We start from the raw sequence: 19,416 nt of genomic DNA on the forward strand, positions 1-19,416 counted from the left end.
TTTAATGCATGGCATATCCAGAACAACAGCAACCAACAATTTACTGGCACGACTATACGTAAAAACCAGTAACACGCTGATTTATACGATTTTTAAATTTTGTTAAGAATAAATTTATACACGCAAATATACACACCGGCAATTTCTTACCACTAAGCTTTTTACTCCACTATCGGCTCTAATTTACCTTTTAAGGTGCTTGCTTTCGTTTTATGGCTAGTGAATTCAACTTTTGTGATTGGTGGCCCTGCACCTGCGCTAGTATGACCGTGGTTTTCTAGGCTTTGGTTTATGTCTTTTACTAAGCCTATTAAATCAAGTAGCACTTGAGCCACATTGACTGAGCTATCCCCTAGCCACACTGTTTTACCCTCGACCTTGGCAAGTTCGCTTGCCTTGGCGTGTAGGTTCTTTAATGTTTTTAAGTTCATGCTTTCAGTGGCTTCAATATCCACCTGTTTCTTACTGCCAAGTAATAAACCCTCAAGTGCAACAATTAAGGCCTTTTCACCTACCACCGTTTTTAGTGCGCCCATCACTTCATTAATTTGGTTTCCATCTACCTTTGTAATGTCGTGGGTGTCTATAGTGCAGGTTCGTTGATGGTATTTCTCGTCGCGGTTGCGCGATTCTATTTTACTGCTATCGCTTGTTTGCGTTATGTCACCATCTGTGGACAAATGCCAATGGCCATCACGCCCCTGTATCTTACTGCGACTGTTTTGCTGTAGCGCAACGTCTGTGCGTTTGTGTTCTGGCACTAAGGATTGCCATGGCAACAAGCTTGTGATCACGGGGTGGCTATTTAAACCATCGATATATTGTATTAAACAATGCATACCAGGTGCAGGTTCGTTTAATAACCCATGATCCGGCGCTTGGCCTGTACCAAGTGTAACTTGTTCAAATACGGGCACCGCTAATGGCTCACCTGTTTTAGGGTTCAACAATTGAACATCAGCGGCTTTGAGTGGTTTAAACGCGCTGCTTATCATTGCGGCATTAGGTAAATCATAAACACGTTCAATACGTGCAAGCTGTGGTAAATGCTTGCGTTGCCCAAGTTCAGGGAAGTATCGAAGTACTAAGCGCTTTATAGCGTTTTTGACCATCTGATCACCTGCTTATCTGCTGTTAAAGCCACTTCTGTAATAAACCGACCATTCAACTTTATGCCCGGGCGCAACTTTGGCACGGCCATCAATGCGCCCGTGTTTGATGCTGTTACGTTTATCGGGTGCTCTTCAAACTCGTTTATTTCGGTTTCTGCCCAGCGTGAGTCGTGCCAGCTGCCAGCATATACTTTGCCGTCTGGGCGTTGTTGAAATATAAAGTTAGGAATACTAAATACCTGCTCACATTGGCGCAGTGCTTCAATGCCCGATCCTTGATGATAGAACGCAGGCACGGGGGTGTTAGAGTAGTCTGCATCTGGGTAAATAAACTCAAGCCCTACCTTGCTTAGCTCGTCACATACATTTGCAAACGTTGCGTGACGAATAGCAAAATGGTGCACAAACGATAGCGCACCGATTAATTCACGACATGTCAAAAACCACCGCCCATTACTTTGATGTTTTGCTTCTATGACACCTAAAAAGTATGGCTGCATGGCGTCTTTTTCATAACCAATATGCAGCTCAACTAAGCCATGTGGCTCTTTCTCTGTTACCACAACAAAGCTTGCACGGCCTGTACTGAATAAGTCCAGTTGAATGCTGTCACTCACAATGTTCGTAACTTGAAGGCCACCAATTGTAAGCACTCTAATTAGCCTATGACTCATGGCCCTTCACTTTTCTCAAATGCGGTTTGTACTGTGGTGTGCCCGTCAACAGCCTGTGTTTGGCTATTCTCTTTTGCTTTACCATCTATTTGTTGCTGGCTACGCTCTGCGGTTGATAGCACTTCAAGCAATTTAAATGTCACTTGCCAGGCTTTTACTTCCTCAAGCTCGGTTGCTTTTACTTCCCCATTGAACTTAGCTTTACGGATTTTATAAGCCTGTGTGATATCACTGTTAATTGTAAATACAGTTCGCGCCCCATTTTCATCAATTGACTTAGCCTGGCCTACCAACTCTGCAAGCTCACTTGCATCGACGAACGGGATTTTAGTATTGACGGTGATCACACCTGGCTTGACACCTTTATCACCTGATAGCGCAAACGAACCAAACCCGCTTAGGTCATCACTTGGCAGTTTAATGCCACAATTTATACGTATTTCGTAACCTGGGACTTGCCAGCCATTTAATGTGATCATGAAAATAGCTCTTTTATTGGTGTGATTTGTTCAGTACTACCAACAAACGCACAATAAGCCCAGTGCTTGTCATTGTTACCTAACAGTTCAATTTGCTGTCCCAATGCTCGTGCACTTTGTGCATTACTGTGTGTGATTGATATATGGGGGCCAGCTTTGAACCTAGATAAACTTAACCGTGAATTTCTTGCAGACTTTAACTGCGCCGCCTCGTTTAATGCGGTATCTATATCGCTAATCAGTTGCACACCTTCATCACTCACCAACTGCAAGCTTTGATCTACGAATGCATGTGATAGTGCGGTAATACCGCAGCAATCTTGCAAACCTTGCCACTCGATAGATTGCTCTGTTGTTGGCAGTTTCATCTTATCAGTATCAAGTGTTGTTAAGCTTTTGGCATGTTGCTCCGCATGCAAAAAAATAGGTAGTGGGCACAACTGATTAAACGCTGTTAACTGATTTATAAAGTCATCAATATGTGCCGAACTGCAACTTAAAATAACGGCATTAAATGTGTTTGGTCGTGTTTGTCTTGTCATGTCTTTAACTGCTGTAGCTAACGACTGACTACCTGAGGCAGCGGTGATCAAACTTGGCGTTTGGTAGCAATTTAAGCCAATGGTATACACATTTAGACAGGCAGCATTTAACGCTTCTCTGCTTGGCGTTTTAAATGATGAAGGGATCTGCATCACGCGCCCTTAAACAAACGCTTACATTGACTGTATGCAGAAACAAAAAACCACATAGGATAAGCTTTCCAACACGGAACACCATAAAGCAGTAATAGTTGCAGAAACTCTGCATGAGGGTGTTGCCTACCCGTTTTCAAAGCAAAGTCATGCCAGATTGCAGCCTCTAACCCTTGACCAAATGGGTTGTGAAACCAACGAACGTACCAAGGAATCGAAAAACCGTCTGTTTCAAACCCTTTGTGCACATCACCAAAGATTGTATTTAATGGCTCTAGTAACTTAGCTTTACCCTGTTTAATAAAGTGGAGCTTCACACTATACATATGCATCAAACTCCACTTTATCGAATGCTAACCGAAATGGTGCTTCGATAATTTCCAACCCTGCATTTAAGCGTTGTGCTGTAATTTGATAATTACCTGATTGCTCAAACTGAGCATCCATCGTTATTAAGCCGTTTACAATGCTCGCCTTGACACGTATGTCATCAACCACTGTAGATCCGTTAATAACACGCTCTACCACAAGCATCATTTCACTATCTGGTAATTGCGCGCTTGCTACTAGCGTAAATTGTGTGTTTTGTTTAACCCACCAGATACCACCATTCCCAAGCGAAACACCTTCCCCCGTGATAGTAGGTGAAGATAGTTCAATAACGGGCTTTGCATCGTTTTCACTACCCAAATGATTGCTGATAAATTCATCTGACTCTGGGCTTTCTAAACGTTTATTGCCACTGTAATGACACAGCCAGAAATCTTTGCCTTTGTACGTTACTTTTTCCATATCTGAGAAAAGCTTAAAGTCGTCAGGATAAGAAGAAGTACCGCACACATCAAAGTAATCAATTAAAATCATTTTAAACCTCGTCCGCAATAATACGCTCTGAACTCAAATTGGCGGTTGGAAGCACGCATAGAGCGCCATAACTGGCCTTATACAAAGTATTCCCATCAATGTAGTAAAGCAATGAACCATCGACTCTTTTAGGGCTAATGGCGTATCTATCTATACTGTGCGGCAAATCATTTTTAACCCAGCTCTCTCCTAAATCCGTAGAAGTGTAAAAACCATAAACAGTCGATGTTATTTTGCCGTAAATATAAATCGCCCCTCGGTCAATTATGATATTCATTAACCCTGTAATATCGGCTGGGATTTTCAATTCAGCCCAAGTTGCGCCACCATCAAGACTTAGTTTCTTATGTGAAATTTTATTCCATTGATAGGCAACAAGCTGATTGTTGTCGTATGGGTCTACATCAACCATTGTGAAGCCAGTGCCAAACGACTCCTTTCGAGTCCAGCTAGCACCTAAATCTGTAGATTCAACAATATACGCATTGTCACCATAAGCTTTTCTTGATTGCATCCACAGTTTACTAAAATCCTCTGTTCCAGAAATAAAGTACCCATCATAGGGCGCATATAGCTCATTTGGTCTATTACTAACAACCCAACTTCCCCCGTAGTTAGTTGACGCACAAAACCACGCCCCTGAAGCATCTTCAACTGAGATTGCTGTATTCTTTCCATCTCTTGACATAAACACATTTGAATTGCCAAAACCAGGCGAGTACGTCACGAGTGAAATGGTTTGTTTTAGCGTAAAACTTGCCCCGTAATCACTCGAAAAATAGATATAAGCTTTACAGGTAGCCGAACCCGCAGAACTCAACCCTGAGGCATAAGAAACATACTTACCATCAGCACTACACGCCACCTGCCCAGACGCATTACCACTACCACCATTTATTAAGGCGTAACTATCCGATGAACGAGTGTATTTATATAGACCAGAGGCATAAGCAAGATAACAATGCTCGCCATCATCTGAACTTACCGTTGCGGTAGCAGACGATGTGGTTATAGCTTCAATTAGAGATATTTGCTCTTTCTTTCCCAATGCAGCTGTCAGTTTTGGATATTTAACTTCATCTAACAACTGACCGTTCAGCTCAAGTAACGCATTGCCTGCACTGGTTTTCTTGTTGTAAGAAAGAATCACATCACCAATAGCTAGTTCGTTCTTTTTTGAAATACTGTCCACCGCTTAAAACTCCCATACGTTATCTGTTTTGTTGAAAACAAAAACACGTTCGCTTTTGTCATCTGCAACAATTGTCACTTGCGTATCAACTTCACCATCTAAGAGCCGTTTAAATTTTATCGGTGAACCATTTTCAACCATAATGCTAGGTTCGCCATTGCTTGCACGAATAGAAAACCAATCTTGATCTTGTAATGCACTACCACCTACCCGCGCAGTTGGCGCTGTATGCTCGCCTGCATTTAATGAGTGCCGACGATAAAGAGTTATATCTTGGCTTCGTGTAAAAGGTCTTTCATTAAGCAAATCATCTAAACGATCACCTACTTGGTTGGCTGCATTAATACCTGCAGTCCCCCTATCATAGGCCGTCTTAGCTGCTGCTGAGGTTGCTGCCGTTGTAGTACTCGTTGACGTTACACTGCTACTTAATGGCCGCTGTGTATCTGTAAACTTTGCATTGACTGGCACATCCGTTAATACACGGCTATTCGAAACCTTGCCATTTAGCGCATTTTGTAAACCAGCAATGCTGCTTATGCTCAGAGATTCAAGTGTTGATTTGTTGAGTTTGATGTAATCAACAATCTCTTGTATTTCGTTAAGTGTTGTATCGTCTGAGGTAAGTAGCGCATTGATATTGTCGATAAGGCCTTTCAATACACGTCCTTGATTCGCACTCAAAGATTTATCAGACGCAGTGCTTGTTAAACTGTTTACGACATCACGCCAGGTGTTTGTATCGGTAAATACAGCGCCTGCAGGAACATTGGTTTTTACTTTTTCATTTAAGCTATTTTGTACCGCATTAGCTGCATTGATCCCTGCTGTGCCCCTGTCATATGCGGTTTTAGCTGCGGCTGAAGTAGCAGCCGTAGTGGTACTCGATGATGAAATACTGCTTGATAAAGGTCGCTGTGTATCGGTAAACACCGCTCCTGAGGGTACATTCGTTTTTACTTTATCATTCAGGCTATCTTGCACTGCATTAGCAGCATTAATACCGGCAGAGCCTCTATCATATGCTGTCTTAGCTGCTGCTGAGGTCGCCGCTGTCGTTGAACTTGTAGACGACACACTGTTACTTAATGGACGTTGCGTGTCTGTAAATTTTGCATTAGCAGGCACATCAGTTAACACACGACTATTTGCCACCTTACCGTCAAGAGCATTTTGTAAACCAGCAATATTACTTATGCTCAGTGATTCAAGCGTTGACTTGTTTTGTTTGATGTAATCAACAATCTCTTGTATGTCATTTAGCGTTGCATCATCAGACATTAACAACGTATTGATGTTATCAATAAGCCCTTTCAATACACGGCCTTGGTTCGCACTCAAGGATTTATCAGACGCCGTGCTTGTTAAATTGTTGACGACATCACGCCAGGTGTTTGTATCAGTGAATACAGCGCCCGCAGGAACATCCGTTTTAACCTTTTCATTTAAGCTATTTTGCACTGTATTTGCTGCATTGATCCCAGCGGTGCCCCTATCGTAGGCCGTTCTAACTGCAGCAGATGTTGCTGCCGTAGTAGTACTCGATGAGGAAACACTGCTTGATAAAGGTCGTTGCGTATCAGTAAATACCGCGCCTTCAGGTACATTCGTTAGTACCTGCTCTTTTTTTACATATGCATTGTCATGATGATGCGCATCAAAATCGGCACGACTCACAAGCTCAGTGTCTTGAACTTGCCATGGCAAAACAGCCAACGTAATGTTGAGTTGTTCAGCAATGTTTTGGCTTCGCCACACAATACTTTTAACGCTGTAGTTCCCAGTCACTGCACCGTTGGTTTTTATTTTTGTTTGCGTCTCGGTTGTTACAACCGCAATCAATACCTGTTCATTGTTTGCTTTCGTTGCCACCACTCCATACCAGTTATACTCAAAATCACCGGTGTCGTAGCCAAGCACTGCACTCATAACAATGGCATTACCATCTACTTTAGACACCGCTTTAACTGGCTGAGTATGAGCAAGGGTTTGGGGTATCGTTACGTTCGGATCAATTGGGACACTTGCATCTTGATCTGCAATATTTGCAAACACAAAATGCGTGATGTTTTGCACTTCATCACCAGCAAATACCGCATTGCGATAGTCTATCCCTGCATTAGTAATTTGTAATTGACTCACCCTGTTACCTCTTTTTCAAACTCAATTAGGGCAATACCCTGCCCTGTATTAACAGCCGCCATTGCACTTAAAAAATACCGCCGACACGTTCTGCCGTATTGTTTGATTAACTCCGTGACTAATTGCTCTTTACCACTGAATTCGCTCTCTAACATGGCAATTTCTATCATGTCCCAATCAAAGCCAGGGACACGCTCACTGACGCTGACAAACCCAAAACCTAAACGTCTAAAGATTTGTTCCATCCCCGTGTTTGAACCGGCATCTGTTGCATTGGCAAATGCATGCCTAACACGCTTTCCATATAGTTCGACTGACTCACCAGGTAAGCGCTTTATGTCTCTTTCCCAAGCGAGTAAATCAAGGATGGCTGTTTGTGCATCTTCTCGATGTTGTTGTGATAACCACCAAAACAAATAACTTTCCACTTCATCCCAATAACGCTGCGCGACATTTGCCAGTGCACTAACATCACGGCCATTCATCCATGTAGGTAGACTCGGTGTTAACTCAGCCATTATTAACCGCCAAGCTATTGATTGTTGGTAACCACAAGCCACATGAAATATCGCTGTTTTGAAAACGAATGGTTTTAAGCTCACTAAACTGGCTGTGTAACTCACTTGCCAATTTACTGAAGCTGAAAAGCTCGTTAGGCTTACACTGAGTAACCCCTTTGTAAGCGGCGTTTTCTCGAAAGGCGGCACGAATAAATTGTGTTATGTCCCCTAGGCGGTCTTTGGTATTGGGGTGTTGTTGATAGTTGGCCGTGATATCAATTGGCTGTGTGCTTATTGCAAACACTTTCATATCATCACCACTGCCATGGTTACCCGCTGCGATGTGGTTATTAATTTGATCAAGTAGTGCTTGGCTAATTTGTCCAACATCTAAGAACACATAAGCATTTGCACTACCTGGGCCCCGTGGCGCGGTTTTATCAAATACGATGTTGTCAGACTTGATAGCAGCAAAGCTTGAAATAATTGAGCGATATACAGCATCAACGTGATAATCACCCAGCGAACCAAATGCATCACGGATACGCTGGCGATAGTTTTCATCCGATTCAATATCTTGCCCTGCGGTTGTTAACCAATCAGCGCTGTTTGTTGCACTGAGTCCTTCAATATCACTGAGAACCCGTACATAGTAGCCCGCAGCTAAATTGTAATTTTGTCCAGGCTGCTCAGCCTCAACCATCACATCATGTTGAATCTCACCAACAGAAAATGGCTGATCAAATAACGTTCGCACACGGTATACTTGACCATTAATAGGTAAACTTTCGACAACTGTACCTGCGGGTAAAACAAGAGAGGTATCTGAATCGACACGCGAAATCGTGATCCTGCCTTGGGCTACAACTGCATCAAGCTTATCCGTTTTACGCGCTTTACCATGTTGCTCTAACCACTCATTTTGTGCCAAGAGTACAAATGAATTTGGCATCACTTGCGTAATTAAGGCATTAATCAATTGCTCAGTAGGTTCAACCATGATCGATTTTTGCAAACGAAAAAATGGACTAAACGTACTTGTATTGCTGACCGAAAATTCTCCCTGTTCAACATGCTTTTGCCAAAGAGCCTCAATCTCTTTGCGCTCAACTGGGATACCCGCATTGATCAGTTCTTGTTTGAAAATCTCGCTATAATCCATTAAATAGCCCCTTCAGAGGTCTTTGCCGTAATTGCTATTTCTCCGGTTAACTGTTTCACGACTTTAATTGTGCCAGCTAACAAGCGTTCATCCTGCTCTACGATAAGTTCAATTTCAGTTAAAATTTTAGCCACGATGTTTTTGTTTCTAAGACCAATTAGCTCTGTAAGTTTGCCGCTTTCGATAATGCGGTGTTTGACGTCTTGCGCTATCACATCGGTATTCGTCAGCTGGCTGGGCACTGCAAAGCTATCTAGTGAAATATCGTTATCTAGTATGTTTAAATCGATATTAATAATTGCCATTAGCCAGCAAGCTCCATCAATTGTTCAAAACTTTGTGCGGGATCGTCTGACTTAATTGTCAAGCTATCAATATGTACACTCTTACGATTGTCACTCTCACTTGAGTTATTGGTGTGATGTGAATTACGCGTTAGGTTTTGTAAAAACGATGACTTTTGAACCTTCGCTTTATAGGTATTATTTTGCTGTTGCTGCTCATTACTTAATTGTTCAATGTTATATGCACTGTCAGTGGCTGAGTTAGTAACAGCCTGATCCATTTTACTAGTTGGCAACGCCTGATAAGGTGTAATGACTTGATTAACACTCGCCAGTTTCGCATTTGTGCTATTAAATTCTGGCGAGTTAACTGCGTTAGTAAAATTATTAGCTGTGTTTACTACTGACGTTTGTAGTGCTGATTGAGTTGCTAACAGTGTTAATCGTTCACTAGGGCCGACATAGTTATTTGTAGCTGTACTCGATGCCGATGTGTTCGTTGCATCATTTGCTGCAGCATAGTTACTCATAGCTATGATTGAATTAGCCGCCTGTGTTGCGGTATTGCTTACACTGTTTTCAATAGCACCATTAACAGCTGTGTTTGCTGTAACTGAATTCGCCGTTTGAAAAGCTGTATTGCTTGCACTGTTTTCAATGGCACCTTTCACTGCTGTGTTTGCTGTGACTGAGTTAACAGTTTGTGTAGCTTTATTGCGTGCGCTGTTTTCAATAGCACTATTAACAGCTGTATTTGCTGTAACTGAGTTAGCCGCTTGTGTCGCTACATTACTTACGCTCTTTTCAATTACGCTATTCGCGGCTGAGTTTGCTGTAACTTGATTAACGGCAAGTGTAGCTACATTGCTTACACTGCTTTCAATCGCATTTCTTAATTCTGTGTCACGAATACTCGAAACGGTTTTATTGGTAAGTAAGTTATCAACATCATCACTTACTGAAGCATAGTTAGATGTAACGCTGTCGGCTGGTAATTGTGCTGCTTTGTTTATAACGGTTTGGCCGTATTCACGACTAAACGCATTATCCGCATTTTGCATCACAAAGTTATTTGGTTTTGATTGTGATTGTATAGACTCTAATTGCTCTGCTTTCGCTTTAACAGCGATGTCATCACCAGTGAAGAAGGACACCACCATATTAAGCACACCGTTGTCAGCAATACTCTTTAAAAAGCCGGTAATACGTTCAAAAATACCACCGATGGAATTGCTTACCCCACTAAAAAACTGAGTTACAAAACTAAATTTATCGCTAATGTAGGCTACGAACTGCTCAACAAGTCCCCCTGCACCATCCCACAGGCTTGAGAAAAACCCAATTACACCTTGTGCAATATCTGCAAAGAATCCACTTATTGCACTGCTAATACTTGAAACCGTATTCCATAAGAAAGTAAACACTGATCCAATAGCTGAAATTGCGGGGGATAATAGGTCATAAATACCGCTAGCAATGGTTTTGATTAACCACCACATAAGCTGCAATGGTAACGTTAATAAATCAAACGCTACACGCAACCCTTGGGATATAATTGAGCTTTCAGCCCAATCATTAAATGCAGCGGTAATATCATCAAAGTAATAAACCAATGCAGCCACAGCCGCAATCAAGGCAATGACACCTGCGACTACCCACGTAATTGGATTAGCCCAAAGTGCCGCGTTAAATAACCATGTAGCCGCTTGGCCTGCTAGCATCACCGTTTTAAACGCGCCCATAGCAAGTGCCGCGGTTCCCATGCTAGCAATAAGCGCCACAAAGCCTGCAACGCGTAAAGCAACTAGTGCGCCTTGCCATAACCTTGTAATTAAAAGGTGTGCATTCGTTAGGGCAATACCTGACAACATTGCCATACGATACAAGCCCATAACTGCATTAAACGCCCCCATGATCACAATGTAACCAGTGAATGCAACAATGGCCCCAGCAATGATCCCCGTTAACGTGGGGAACGCTTGAGATAACCATACAACCGTTTGAAGTAATGACGACAACACATCAACAACAGGCTCTATAATGGGTAATACAGCTTGCCCTAAACTGGTCAATGCTGCATTGAGTGAGCCCCCAAACTTACTCCAAGACGTGCTCATTGCATCAGCCATTTCAACTGCAACACCCATATCAGTAATATTTGCTAGCGCTGAAATATTGCCTTTTAACTGCTCTGTTTGAGGCATTAGTAACTTAAGCATGGCAACAGCTTCATCACTACCAAATGCATTTTTAAGCGCATCTGATTTTGCAACAGTGTCAATTTCACCAAAGCGCCCTTTCAAGCGCTCAATGACTTGCACCATGGGCAGTAACTTACCTTGTGAATCTGTTAGCTGAATACCTAACTTTTGCTGTGCACTGCCAACACCAGTTAAAAATGCTTTGTATTTTGTGCCCGCTTCTGAGCCTGACATGGTAGCCTGTAACTGACCCATCACCGCCATTGATTCATTCATTTCAATGCCGTGTGAATTAGCTGCTGCACCTAAGCTTGAGAACGCCCCCGCCATTTCACTACCGGTGGTTTTAAACATACGAACGCTGGCAGCGGTTTGCCCTGTCAGCATGTTTATCCATTCGCTTTTACCCACTTCCTTTGCAGTATCTTGGTAAATACCGTACATGGTGCCAAAATAATCTGTGGTTGTGGCCGCATCTGACTTTGTGCCTTTTGCCAAAATAGCTGACGAATTGGTAAATGTTGAAAGTTCTTTACCAGTGAGGCCAGCAATTGCAGATTGAATGTCGTAGGAGCTGCGAATAATATCGGCTGAATTACCACCGTAATTACTCACAAAGTTAAGCGCGGTGTTATTCAGTTGTGTGAGGGCTTCGTTGCTCACATTCAACGAACTCACTTCGCCCATAGCGGCTTGCGCTTCAATAGCAGGATTAAGCGAACCAACCAACATCATGGCACCGCCAGCGGCGCTCATTAATCCACCCGTCATTTGTTCTTTCGCGGCGGCGGTTTGTTCACTCAGTTGATTAATTTTAGACATGATCTTATTAACCGGGCCGGTCACCTTATCAATGACCCCGATTGAATACATCAGTTTGTCTAATTTGCTGAGTGAACTCATCTAACCATCACCATTAAGCGCCATACAAATGCCGTTGTTGACGGCGGTGGCTAATAATTCATTTTGTTGAAGCTCTAAAAATAGGGCCTGCGCTAAGCTTTCATCGGTTACTGGCATCGCGCCAAAATACTTAGCGTGATAAGCCAGTAGCTGATCCGTTCGGTTTTTCTTTATTTGCTTGGCGCGTTCTTCGATTTTTTTACGGTGAAGTTAAACTCCGGCTGAAAATCTTCTACAACCGTCGCCGCTAAATGCAAAGCCGCACCCGGTTGCTGTAAGAGGTCTTTCAACTCTTTAACTTGTGACTCATCCACCGTTGACATTAAAAAGTTCGTTGCCGGTTGCACTTTATTGTTTGGCGTAATCGAGTTGATGTATTTGTTATAAGACTGCGTATCAACACTGAATTTAAACTCAGTCGTTCCCGCATCGATAATAATTGGTTTAGTTAATGCCATGTTCTTTGCTCTCTTTAATATCTGCTTGCTCAAGCAGCGTGTATGTAAAATAAGGGCCGTACTTGGCTGCTGATTGCTCACACAAAGCAATAAACTCAGCAAAGTCATTCGGGCTTGCAAACACCTGGCAACCCGCTGACCACTTATCAACTTGGGTTGATGTGGTTTTACTGTTTGCGCGGTGGCAGTTGATGCCAAAATACCCTTGCTGTAGCACTGCTTGGGGTGTGACGTCCGTGTCTAATTCGGTGTCTTGGTTGTTGTCACGTAAAACAACAACCGGTTTATGTTGGACTAACGCACGGTATTTCCCTTGGTGATAACCCAAAGCCCATAAACTTTTATGCTGCCCTGCAATAAGTACCGCTGTACCATCAACGTTCATAGGGTGTTTGCGCCAGTAAAGGCCTGCATCAGTCGTTGCTTTAAATTGCTTAAGCTGCCATTCACCGCCTTCCTGATACAACACACAAATAGCATCATTGAAGGTGTTAGCCCGCGTATTTGCATGACGAATACCTATGATGTTTAGGTTTAATTCACCTTCAAATAATGTGTGCCCACACGCTTGCATGGTGTTCATTAGTGTCGTTGCAGTTAGGTTACGAATGGCTTTAGACATTACAGATCTCTCACTTCTTCAGCTGTTAGGTAAGGCACACCATTGATTTTTACAAAATCAGGGCTCGTTACTGGGCACTTGATAGACGTTGTATCTTCTTCGCCACCTTCAGCTTTTAGATTCAAGATTTCTTCAAGCTGTGGCAAACAACCAAATGCTTCAATGTTTTTCTTGCCCGCAGCGACTTCAGCGTTAAATGCCACATCAAACGGTTCAATGCCTTTCCAACTGCCCGCTTGTTCAGCTTGCGCTTGCACGATTAACCAGTTTTCATGATCAAGCTTTAGCGTTACTTCGGCTTCGACTGGACCATCAATAAAGCCTTTTGGTACACCGCGTACATATTTTGGCTTACGGCCATCGGTGATTTTTACGGTGGCTTCGATAACATGCACCATTGATGAACCAATGAAGATATCGAAGTCCTTACCGCCTAATACTTTTTGTGTCATAACTGCGTTGCTCCTATTCGTCGCGGTCTAACATGATCCCAACCACAATCGTGTTTGGTGAATCAATCGGCTTCACTTTCAGCACGACTTGCAACGTGCGTGAGTCTAAGAACGTGAGATTAATACTGTCATCCGTTGGCGCATCAATCAGACCAGGGAACTTATCGGCACCAATGTTGATTGACTTGCTCATATCACGCAGTGGTTTACCCATGACACGTTTGCCAAATTCAATGCCACTGGCACTGTTATTCAAACGTCGGTTCTTGATTTGTTGAATGGCAATAATGCGAACATCACGCGCCGCTTTATCAACAATTCGGCCTATTTCAATTTGCTGAAAATCGCCGCCTTCAGCATCCAACATATTGACGTCACCGAAATAAACCCCATCGAAGTCGGGATAAAACTGCGTACAACTTAAACGTAAGGCATCCAGTGCCGCCGTGGTTGCATTCGTCAATGGGTTGTCTGTGGCATCTACGGGCAATGGCATTAATGACATGGCACCAGTTAAAACACGCATTGGGCTGTCAGCAATCGTGACTGAGCTTTTGCATAATCGACCCGTAACGGCGCCCAGTTCGTCACCAAATAAAAGCGGAATAACCGCCACACGATCCGCTACCACACCTTCAACCAAAGGTTGCAATGCGGTCACTAAATCGGCCCAGTTTTGACCTTCGGTTAAACCGGGTGCAGCGACCAAAAAACGCACGCGACGCGCAAAACGCGATAGTACTTCTTGTGCTTTTGCCTGGTAACTTTCTACTTCGGCTTTACCCGTCACTGGCGTACAAATCACGATTGTTTCAGGGCTTACACCTTGATCCATCGCTTTATCAATCAACGTCATGACATCATCACCCACTGCATGTGCAATCGCGTAGCCGGTAACAAGATCATCGCCATTACGTTGCCATGCTTTAAGTTGGGTTTTTAACGGTGAGTCTGCATCACCTAACATTGCATCGAAGTCTGTTTGTGCATTAATCGGTTGGATAACGCCTAGATTGTCGGCTGCTTGGCCGATAATTAAGACACTACGTTCAACCTGTTTTGTAGCGCCACTGCCTGATTGAATGGCTGCAACGGATACATTACCTTGTGCCATGGTCGTTCCTTATTTGCTTGCGCTACGCCACCTGCATAGCTTTGTTTAAAATAAAACTCTGTTGCTCTTTTTGTTCAGAGGCGGTTTGCCCTAAGAAAGAGCGGGCAGGCAAATCAATTTGCCAGGTACTCTTACTTGAGTTGCCCTTTAAATCTCTGAGTAAAAATCCTGCTTGGTTTTTACTTAGGTGTTCTGTTATCCATTTAATGCTTGCGCGTTTAGCCCCTTTGCCCTTACCACGCGGTATTTTGTAACCGGCTGCAATTAATGCTCTGGCTTGATTGCGTGTTGCCAATCCTTCCTTACGCTGCTCACCGTTATTTTTGTGGGCTTCTGCAGTTATGCTTATCCCTTCTTGCTGCGCCCTGGCTATTTTGCCTGTGCGGGTATCTTTAAAAAAAACGCTGGCGTTATTTGGCCCATACCGCACTTTCATTCGACTCTTTAGCTTGGTGAGCATTTTTTTCTTTTTACCGTTTGCTCTGCCTTTCCACGTTTTGCCCGTTAAATCTTTTTGTTGGGTTATTCGCCCTTTGCTGCTCCGGTTCGCAGCGCGTATTGCACCCCGTAACAAGTTGCGCCGTTTGTTTGGCTTCAGCTGTAAAAACGCTAACTGCTCTTTGCTCTGGCCTTCGTCAAATTTGACGTTAAGCACTGCTAACTTCCCCATGCAATGTGAACGCTTCAGCTATCCACAAGCTTTGCTCGCCAAAGTCATAACGAATGCCGTTTAATTCAAACGGGCCGTTGTCTGTTTGAATTAGCGCAATATCTTCACAAAGCTGGTCAATCGTTAACTCAACTTCATTACTGTTGTCGTCGTTAACATCTGCACTAAATTCAATGTCTGTGCTATCAAAACGCCCGCCATTGTTTTGCAACCAAAACGATGCAAACGCACAAATCAATGCTGCCGGTGCTGCACACGGGTTTATGCTAATAACCCCTGAATAATAAAAGCGTGCTGCTAATAACCCGTTGCCATTGACTGTTTTACTGCTTGGCTCAATTCGCCCGCCCTCAATCCAACAATCAAATTGCGTTTCTAGCGCGAGTTTATGGCCTTGGTAGACCGCCCCCACTAAGTGCTGCTTAAGCTTGGCTATTTTGCTTTGGCTCATAGCAGCTCAACCGATAAATTGACGCTCAGTGATTGCAATAAACGCAGTGCGTTGACGCTTTCACGTTGCCAATGCTCATGATTATCAATGGCAGATTGGCTTTGTGCTGTAGCACTATCACGGTGCGTACTGCCCAGTTTTGAAACCAGCAAGCTTGCTTTAGCTTTGCTGTACACCGCATCGTGATAAAAAATCACTTGTTGCGCATTCAATGGCTCACCATAAGTAAGCTGCACACCTTCAAGCTCTTGGTTAATCTCAGCTTGTGCGCGTGTGATCTTTTCAACGAGTAAATCACTTTTGTTCGCGTACTCACTGGCAACTGCATAATGTTCAATAAAGTGTGCCGTGCTTAATGCGGGGTAATAACCATTACCTGGCACATCAACATTGACGCTTTGTAAATCCGCTTGTGGCATACCGCTTAAATTCATCACACACCTTTACTTAACAATTAAATTGGGTGTGGGCGCCACTTAGTCACATACGTTAAGCAAACAATGCGAACGCTGTGCTAAGTTGCCCACCGGCGTTGGAGCTAGTCAGCGTCAACCGCTTGTTCTGGCTCGCTTTGTTTTAGTAACTTTTGCAGGTCTTTTAGCAAACCTTTCACACCTGCCCCCTCGTTAATAGCTAATGCTTGCTCTGCGAACGCCGCTGCAAAGCCGTAGTTATGAAGTGATGCATCGACTTTAGCCGCCATTGCGTAAAGCTTGCCGCCTACCACTTCTAAACCGGTCCAATCTTGGTTTTTAACTGTGGTAATTAAGCGATGCAGTACAAAACTAATGGTGAATAGGCCCGTTTGTTCAGATTGCGAAAGGTAATAGTTGGCATCGTCATAAAGCTGATCGATAACAAATGCAGGCCAATGCTTGGTATTAAACACCGTTGGTAATGGCTGCTTTTGCTCGACCATCAAAGGCAGTAGCTCTAGCACGTCATCCCAACGCTTGAGATCTACAAGCCAAATAAACACCCATGCTAATACTGTGTTGTGATGGTTTTGACCGCTTAAACGATAACGCTTGATGTAGCCAAGGTAATCGTTACGCTTTAACGCTTCAGACTTATAACTGGCTTTATCTGCAATATCGGTAAATGTTTTTAGTTGAGCTAAGTCAGACTCGATGGCCGCTACAAAAAACGGGTACTCTTTTTGCTCGTTCTCGGTTACTGGCGCGTTAGCTTGAACGACGTCAATCGCTGCTGTTGGCGCATGTGTTTCAGTGCTAGGCGGTACAACGCTTGCTGTTTTGGCTAATGATTTTTTAACTAAGCTCATTTAAAAACACTCTACTAGTTGGTTAAAAAAGCCGCCCCCGAAACTTTAGGAAATAAGGGCGGCAATGGTTGCTGCTGTTAGTTAATTACACCCAGTCATCGCCCGCTTGATTTGGCAACTTCACATTGGCTGATTCAAAGTAAATCGCTTTTTCTAGGTCTTCGACGTAGTAACAGTCGTTACGTGATAGGTAGTCTTCAATACGTTTTTTCTTCGCGTTATTTTCAACGCTTGTACGGGTTGAGCCTGTCTGAACGTAATGACTTAAATTGTCAAAGCTGGTGACTAAAATGCCGCGAGCTGGGAAAAATGGGATTTTATAGCTTGCCAGGCCACCATAGGTTTCAATGACCTGTTGAAGCTCAATCTTGGTTTTTTCACTTGGTGTATGCGCTTGCTTGGCGTAAAGCTTATTTTTATCGTGTGCGAGAAGTTCATCACCGATAATCGCCACCATGTTGGCGCGTTTATGCTCTGGAATACCTTGCAATGCGTCATGCACTGCTTGATCTAGGTTTTCATAGTCGCCGCCTGCACCAATACGGATCTGGGTAGGCGTCAGACCTTCAGTAACAACACGCTCCGGTGCATCACGACGTAGTAACTGCAACCAACCGATGTTGACATCATTCATCATTGGGTATGCAACAATGTCTGTCGTATCGGCGGCATGTGTGCCGTTCCAACCAATTTTGATAATATCCAGTGCAATCGCTTGGCGAACATGGTTACGGTAGCGTTCGTGGAAATCAGGGAACTTCGACCACTGATCCATTTTTACCCAGGTGATATGAATGTCACATTCTGTTGGGTAACAACGGAATTCACGTTTATCTAGTTTCGATACATCACGGGTTTTACGTTCTTTGTTGTCGTCAGTTTCAACGCCTGCACGACCAGTCACCCCGCCGTCAACACTCATGATCACCGATTGGCCTACTAGGTCATCAACCGGCGCGGTATTGATCATCTGTAAAAATTCAGCCGACTCATACACCGCGTCGTAAAGTCGCTGCTCTACAGTAGGCTCTACGTTAAATTGCTCTGACATTGAAGTCACACCATAGTTAACGGCCATGCCTGCCATGATGGCTACAAATAACTCTTTTGTTCTTGTCTTCATGTTCTTTCCTGCGTTTAGCTAATTTAGATTAAGTGCGTGTGATTACAGCAAAGTGCTGTATTTACCGTCGTCGCCTTCCGGTTCATCGTCGGCGTTGGTGGTATCATCCGCAGGGGAATTTGTTGCTTGTTCGAACTTAGCCGTTAATTCTTCAAGCGCTTTTTTTGTGCTTGATAGTTCGTCTTGAACTTGGCTTAACACAGTGTCATCACCTGAGTTTTGTTCATCCGCTGGCGGTGATTCTTCACCTTCCACTTTGGTTGTTGAGAATGAATCAAGCTTTTCGGTTAGGCCGTCTAGCTTTTGGCTGAATTCGGCAAGTGGTGTGCCCAGTGCATCTTTTAGTGCATTGGCTAATTGTGTTTCGTTCATGTCCGGTTCTTCCTGATTGAATGAAAATAGTCGTTTAAAAAAGGGTTTTTTAGGGGGGTCATCATCGACGGGATCACATGCCCCTAATTCGACTGTTAATAAGGCAACGTCCTTGTCGTCTGGCCTACTCTTACTACTGAAATTAATACGGTCTGTGTAGCAGCTCGCTGGGTAATCGGTTACCGCAAGGCCTGTAAGGTAGGTTTTACCCGAGCCCATAAAGTCACGGTTTATTTCAATGCTGAAGTACACAGCTTGGTCAGCTTTGTTTAGCTCAACAAAGCTTTGATTAGGTGCCAACACTGCATATAAGCACACCACACCTTCTTCGTTTTCGCGGGCTTCAACGCTCAGTACATCACCCAACATGCCGGGTATATCAACATTGTGTAAATTTTTAGCCGCCCAGCCCGACCAATCACGTTCATGATCAAGGTTAATGCGTGCGCCATATTTACGCGGGTTGTAGGTTTCTACAATGTCGGCTACGTCTTGCTCAGTGATTTCACGACCATCGACAGTCATGCCTACCGCAGCAATGGAAAGTGGTTTTGTACGTAGTTGACCTGGCATAAATAAAACCTTTGTTGGTTGAGCGTTTTGCTTTAAAGTTGCTTGCAGTTTGCACCCTCTTTTTGCTCCTTTCCAACGATTTAACTTT

22 protein-coding genes are annotated in these 19,416 nt (G+C 43.6%); all 22 read right to left on the bottom strand.

The features are described 5' to 3' along the window. Nucleotides 1–161: 161 nt before the first annotated feature. On the bottom strand, nucleotides 162–1,112 hold the full coding sequence (locus HYD28_11755) for a hypothetical protein (GenBank protein ID QLE09574.1): 951 nt from the start codon (nucleotides 1,110–1,112) through the stop codon (nucleotides 162–164). Continuing rightward, complete coding sequence (locus HYD28_11760; protein QLE09575.1) at nucleotides 1,094–1,786, bottom strand: hypothetical protein; 693 nt, start codon at nucleotides 1,784–1,786, stop codon at nucleotides 1,094–1,096. The genes HYD28_11755 and HYD28_11760 overlap by 19 nt, the downstream gene beginning before the upstream one ends. Beyond that, on the bottom strand, nucleotides 1,783–2,265 hold the full coding sequence (locus HYD28_11765) for a hypothetical protein (GenBank protein ID QLE09576.1): 483 nt from the start codon (nucleotides 2,263–2,265) through the stop codon (nucleotides 1,783–1,785). Before HYD28_11765 ends, HYD28_11760 begins: the two co-directional genes overlap by 4 nt. Beyond that, on the bottom strand, nucleotides 2,262–2,960 hold the full coding sequence (locus HYD28_11770) for a hypothetical protein (protein ID QLE09577.1): 699 nt from the start codon (nucleotides 2,958–2,960) through the stop codon (nucleotides 2,262–2,264). Before HYD28_11770 ends, HYD28_11765 begins: the two co-directional genes overlap by 4 nt. After that, on the bottom strand, nucleotides 2,960–3,292 hold the full coding sequence (locus HYD28_11775; protein ID QLE09578.1) for a DUF1353 domain-containing protein: 333 nt from the start codon (nucleotides 3,290–3,292) through the stop codon (nucleotides 2,960–2,962). Before HYD28_11775 ends, HYD28_11770 begins: the two co-directional genes overlap by 1 nt. Beyond that, nucleotides 3,279–3,824, bottom strand: a complete 546-nt coding sequence (locus HYD28_11780; protein ID QLE09579.1) for a hypothetical protein — start codon at nucleotides 3,822–3,824, stop codon at nucleotides 3,279–3,281. The genes HYD28_11775 and HYD28_11780 overlap by 14 nt, the downstream gene beginning before the upstream one ends. Nucleotide 3,825: 1 nt before the next feature. After that, nucleotides 3,826–5,016 carry a hypothetical protein gene (locus tag HYD28_11785; GenBank protein ID QLE09580.1) on the bottom strand — a complete coding sequence of 397 codons (1,191 nt, stop codon included), beginning with the start codon at nucleotides 5,014–5,016 and terminating at the stop codon, nucleotides 3,826–3,828. Nucleotides 5,017–5,019: 3 nt separating this feature from the next. Continuing rightward, on the bottom strand, nucleotides 5,020–7,158 hold the full coding sequence (locus HYD28_11790) for a tail fiber protein (GenBank protein ID QLE09581.1): 2,139 nt from the start codon (nucleotides 7,156–7,158) through the stop codon (nucleotides 5,020–5,022). After that, the gene (locus HYD28_11795) at nucleotides 7,155–7,676 is read right to left on the bottom strand and encodes a phage tail protein (GenBank protein QLE09582.1); all 522 of its coding nucleotides are present in this window, start codon (nucleotides 7,674–7,676) and stop codon (nucleotides 7,155–7,157) included. Before HYD28_11795 ends, HYD28_11790 begins: the two co-directional genes overlap by 4 nt. Then, on the bottom strand, nucleotides 7,669–8,820 hold the full coding sequence (locus HYD28_11800; protein ID QLE09583.1) for a baseplate J/gp47 family protein: 1,152 nt from the start codon (nucleotides 8,818–8,820) through the stop codon (nucleotides 7,669–7,671). Before HYD28_11800 ends, HYD28_11795 begins: the two co-directional genes overlap by 8 nt. Next, nucleotides 8,820–9,125 (bottom strand): DUF2590 family protein, encoded by a 306-nt coding sequence (locus tag HYD28_11805; GenBank protein ID QLE09584.1) that lies wholly within the window; start codon nucleotides 9,123–9,125, stop codon nucleotides 8,820–8,822. Before HYD28_11805 ends, HYD28_11800 begins: the two co-directional genes overlap by 1 nt. Further along, nucleotides 9,125–12,208, bottom strand: a complete 3,084-nt coding sequence (locus HYD28_11810) for a phage tail tape measure protein (GenBank protein ID QLE09585.1) — start codon at nucleotides 12,206–12,208, stop codon at nucleotides 9,125–9,127. Before HYD28_11810 ends, HYD28_11805 begins: the two co-directional genes overlap by 1 nt. A gap of 170 nt (nucleotides 12,209–12,378) precedes the next feature. Further along, nucleotides 12,379–12,666 carry a hypothetical protein gene (locus tag HYD28_11815; GenBank protein ID QLE09586.1) on the bottom strand — a complete coding sequence of 96 codons (288 nt, stop codon included), beginning with the start codon at nucleotides 12,664–12,666 and terminating at the stop codon, nucleotides 12,379–12,381. Beyond that, the gene (locus HYD28_11820) at nucleotides 12,653–13,288 is read right to left on the bottom strand and encodes a hypothetical protein (GenBank protein ID QLE09587.1); all 636 of its coding nucleotides are present in this window, start codon (nucleotides 13,286–13,288) and stop codon (nucleotides 12,653–12,655) included. Before HYD28_11820 ends, HYD28_11815 begins: the two co-directional genes overlap by 14 nt. After that, a complete protein-coding gene (locus HYD28_11825; protein QLE09588.1) occupies nucleotides 13,288–13,740 on the bottom strand; it encodes a DUF2597 family protein in 453 nt (150 codons plus the stop codon). Before HYD28_11825 ends, HYD28_11820 begins: the two co-directional genes overlap by 1 nt. A 13-nt stretch (nucleotides 13,741–13,753) precedes the next feature. Next, nucleotides 13,754–14,854, bottom strand: coding sequence for a DUF2586 family protein (locus HYD28_11830; protein ID QLE09589.1), 1,101 nt, complete (start codon nucleotides 14,852–14,854; stop codon nucleotides 13,754–13,756). 22 nt (nucleotides 14,855–14,876) lie between these two features. Then, the gene (locus tag HYD28_11835) at nucleotides 14,877–15,509 is read right to left on the bottom strand and encodes a virion morphogenesis protein (protein QLE09590.1); all 633 of its coding nucleotides are present in this window, start codon (nucleotides 15,507–15,509) and stop codon (nucleotides 14,877–14,879) included. Further along, nucleotides 15,502–15,975, bottom strand: a complete 474-nt coding sequence (locus HYD28_11840) for a phage tail protein (protein ID QLE09591.1) — start codon at nucleotides 15,973–15,975, stop codon at nucleotides 15,502–15,504. The genes HYD28_11835 and HYD28_11840 overlap by 8 nt, the downstream gene beginning before the upstream one ends. Next, nucleotides 15,972–16,409 carry a head completion/stabilization protein gene (locus tag HYD28_11845; GenBank protein QLE10548.1) on the bottom strand — a complete coding sequence of 146 codons (438 nt, stop codon included), beginning with the start codon at nucleotides 16,407–16,409 and terminating at the stop codon, nucleotides 15,972–15,974. The genes HYD28_11840 and HYD28_11845 overlap by 4 nt, the downstream gene beginning before the upstream one ends. A 104-nt stretch (nucleotides 16,410–16,513) precedes the next feature. Beyond that, on the bottom strand, nucleotides 16,514–17,260 hold the full coding sequence (locus HYD28_11850) for a terminase (protein QLE09592.1): 747 nt from the start codon (nucleotides 17,258–17,260) through the stop codon (nucleotides 16,514–16,516). Between the two features lie 85 nt (nucleotides 17,261–17,345). Next, nucleotides 17,346–18,383 (bottom strand): phage major capsid protein, P2 family, encoded by a 1,038-nt coding sequence (locus HYD28_11855; GenBank protein ID QLE09593.1) that lies wholly within the window; start codon nucleotides 18,381–18,383, stop codon nucleotides 17,346–17,348. A 42-nt stretch (nucleotides 18,384–18,425) separates the two neighbouring features. Further along, the gene (locus HYD28_11860; GenBank protein QLE09594.1) at nucleotides 18,426–19,328 is read right to left on the bottom strand and encodes a GPO family capsid scaffolding protein; all 903 of its coding nucleotides are present in this window, start codon (nucleotides 19,326–19,328) and stop codon (nucleotides 18,426–18,428) included. Nucleotides 19,329–19,416: the final 88 nt, after the last annotated feature.

The sequence above is a fragment of the Pseudoalteromonas shioyasakiensis genome (genome assembly GCA_013391845.1).
In the GTDB taxonomy this organism is placed as follows: domain Bacteria; phylum Pseudomonadota; class Gammaproteobacteria; order Enterobacterales; family Alteromonadaceae; genus Pseudoalteromonas; species Pseudoalteromonas apostichopi.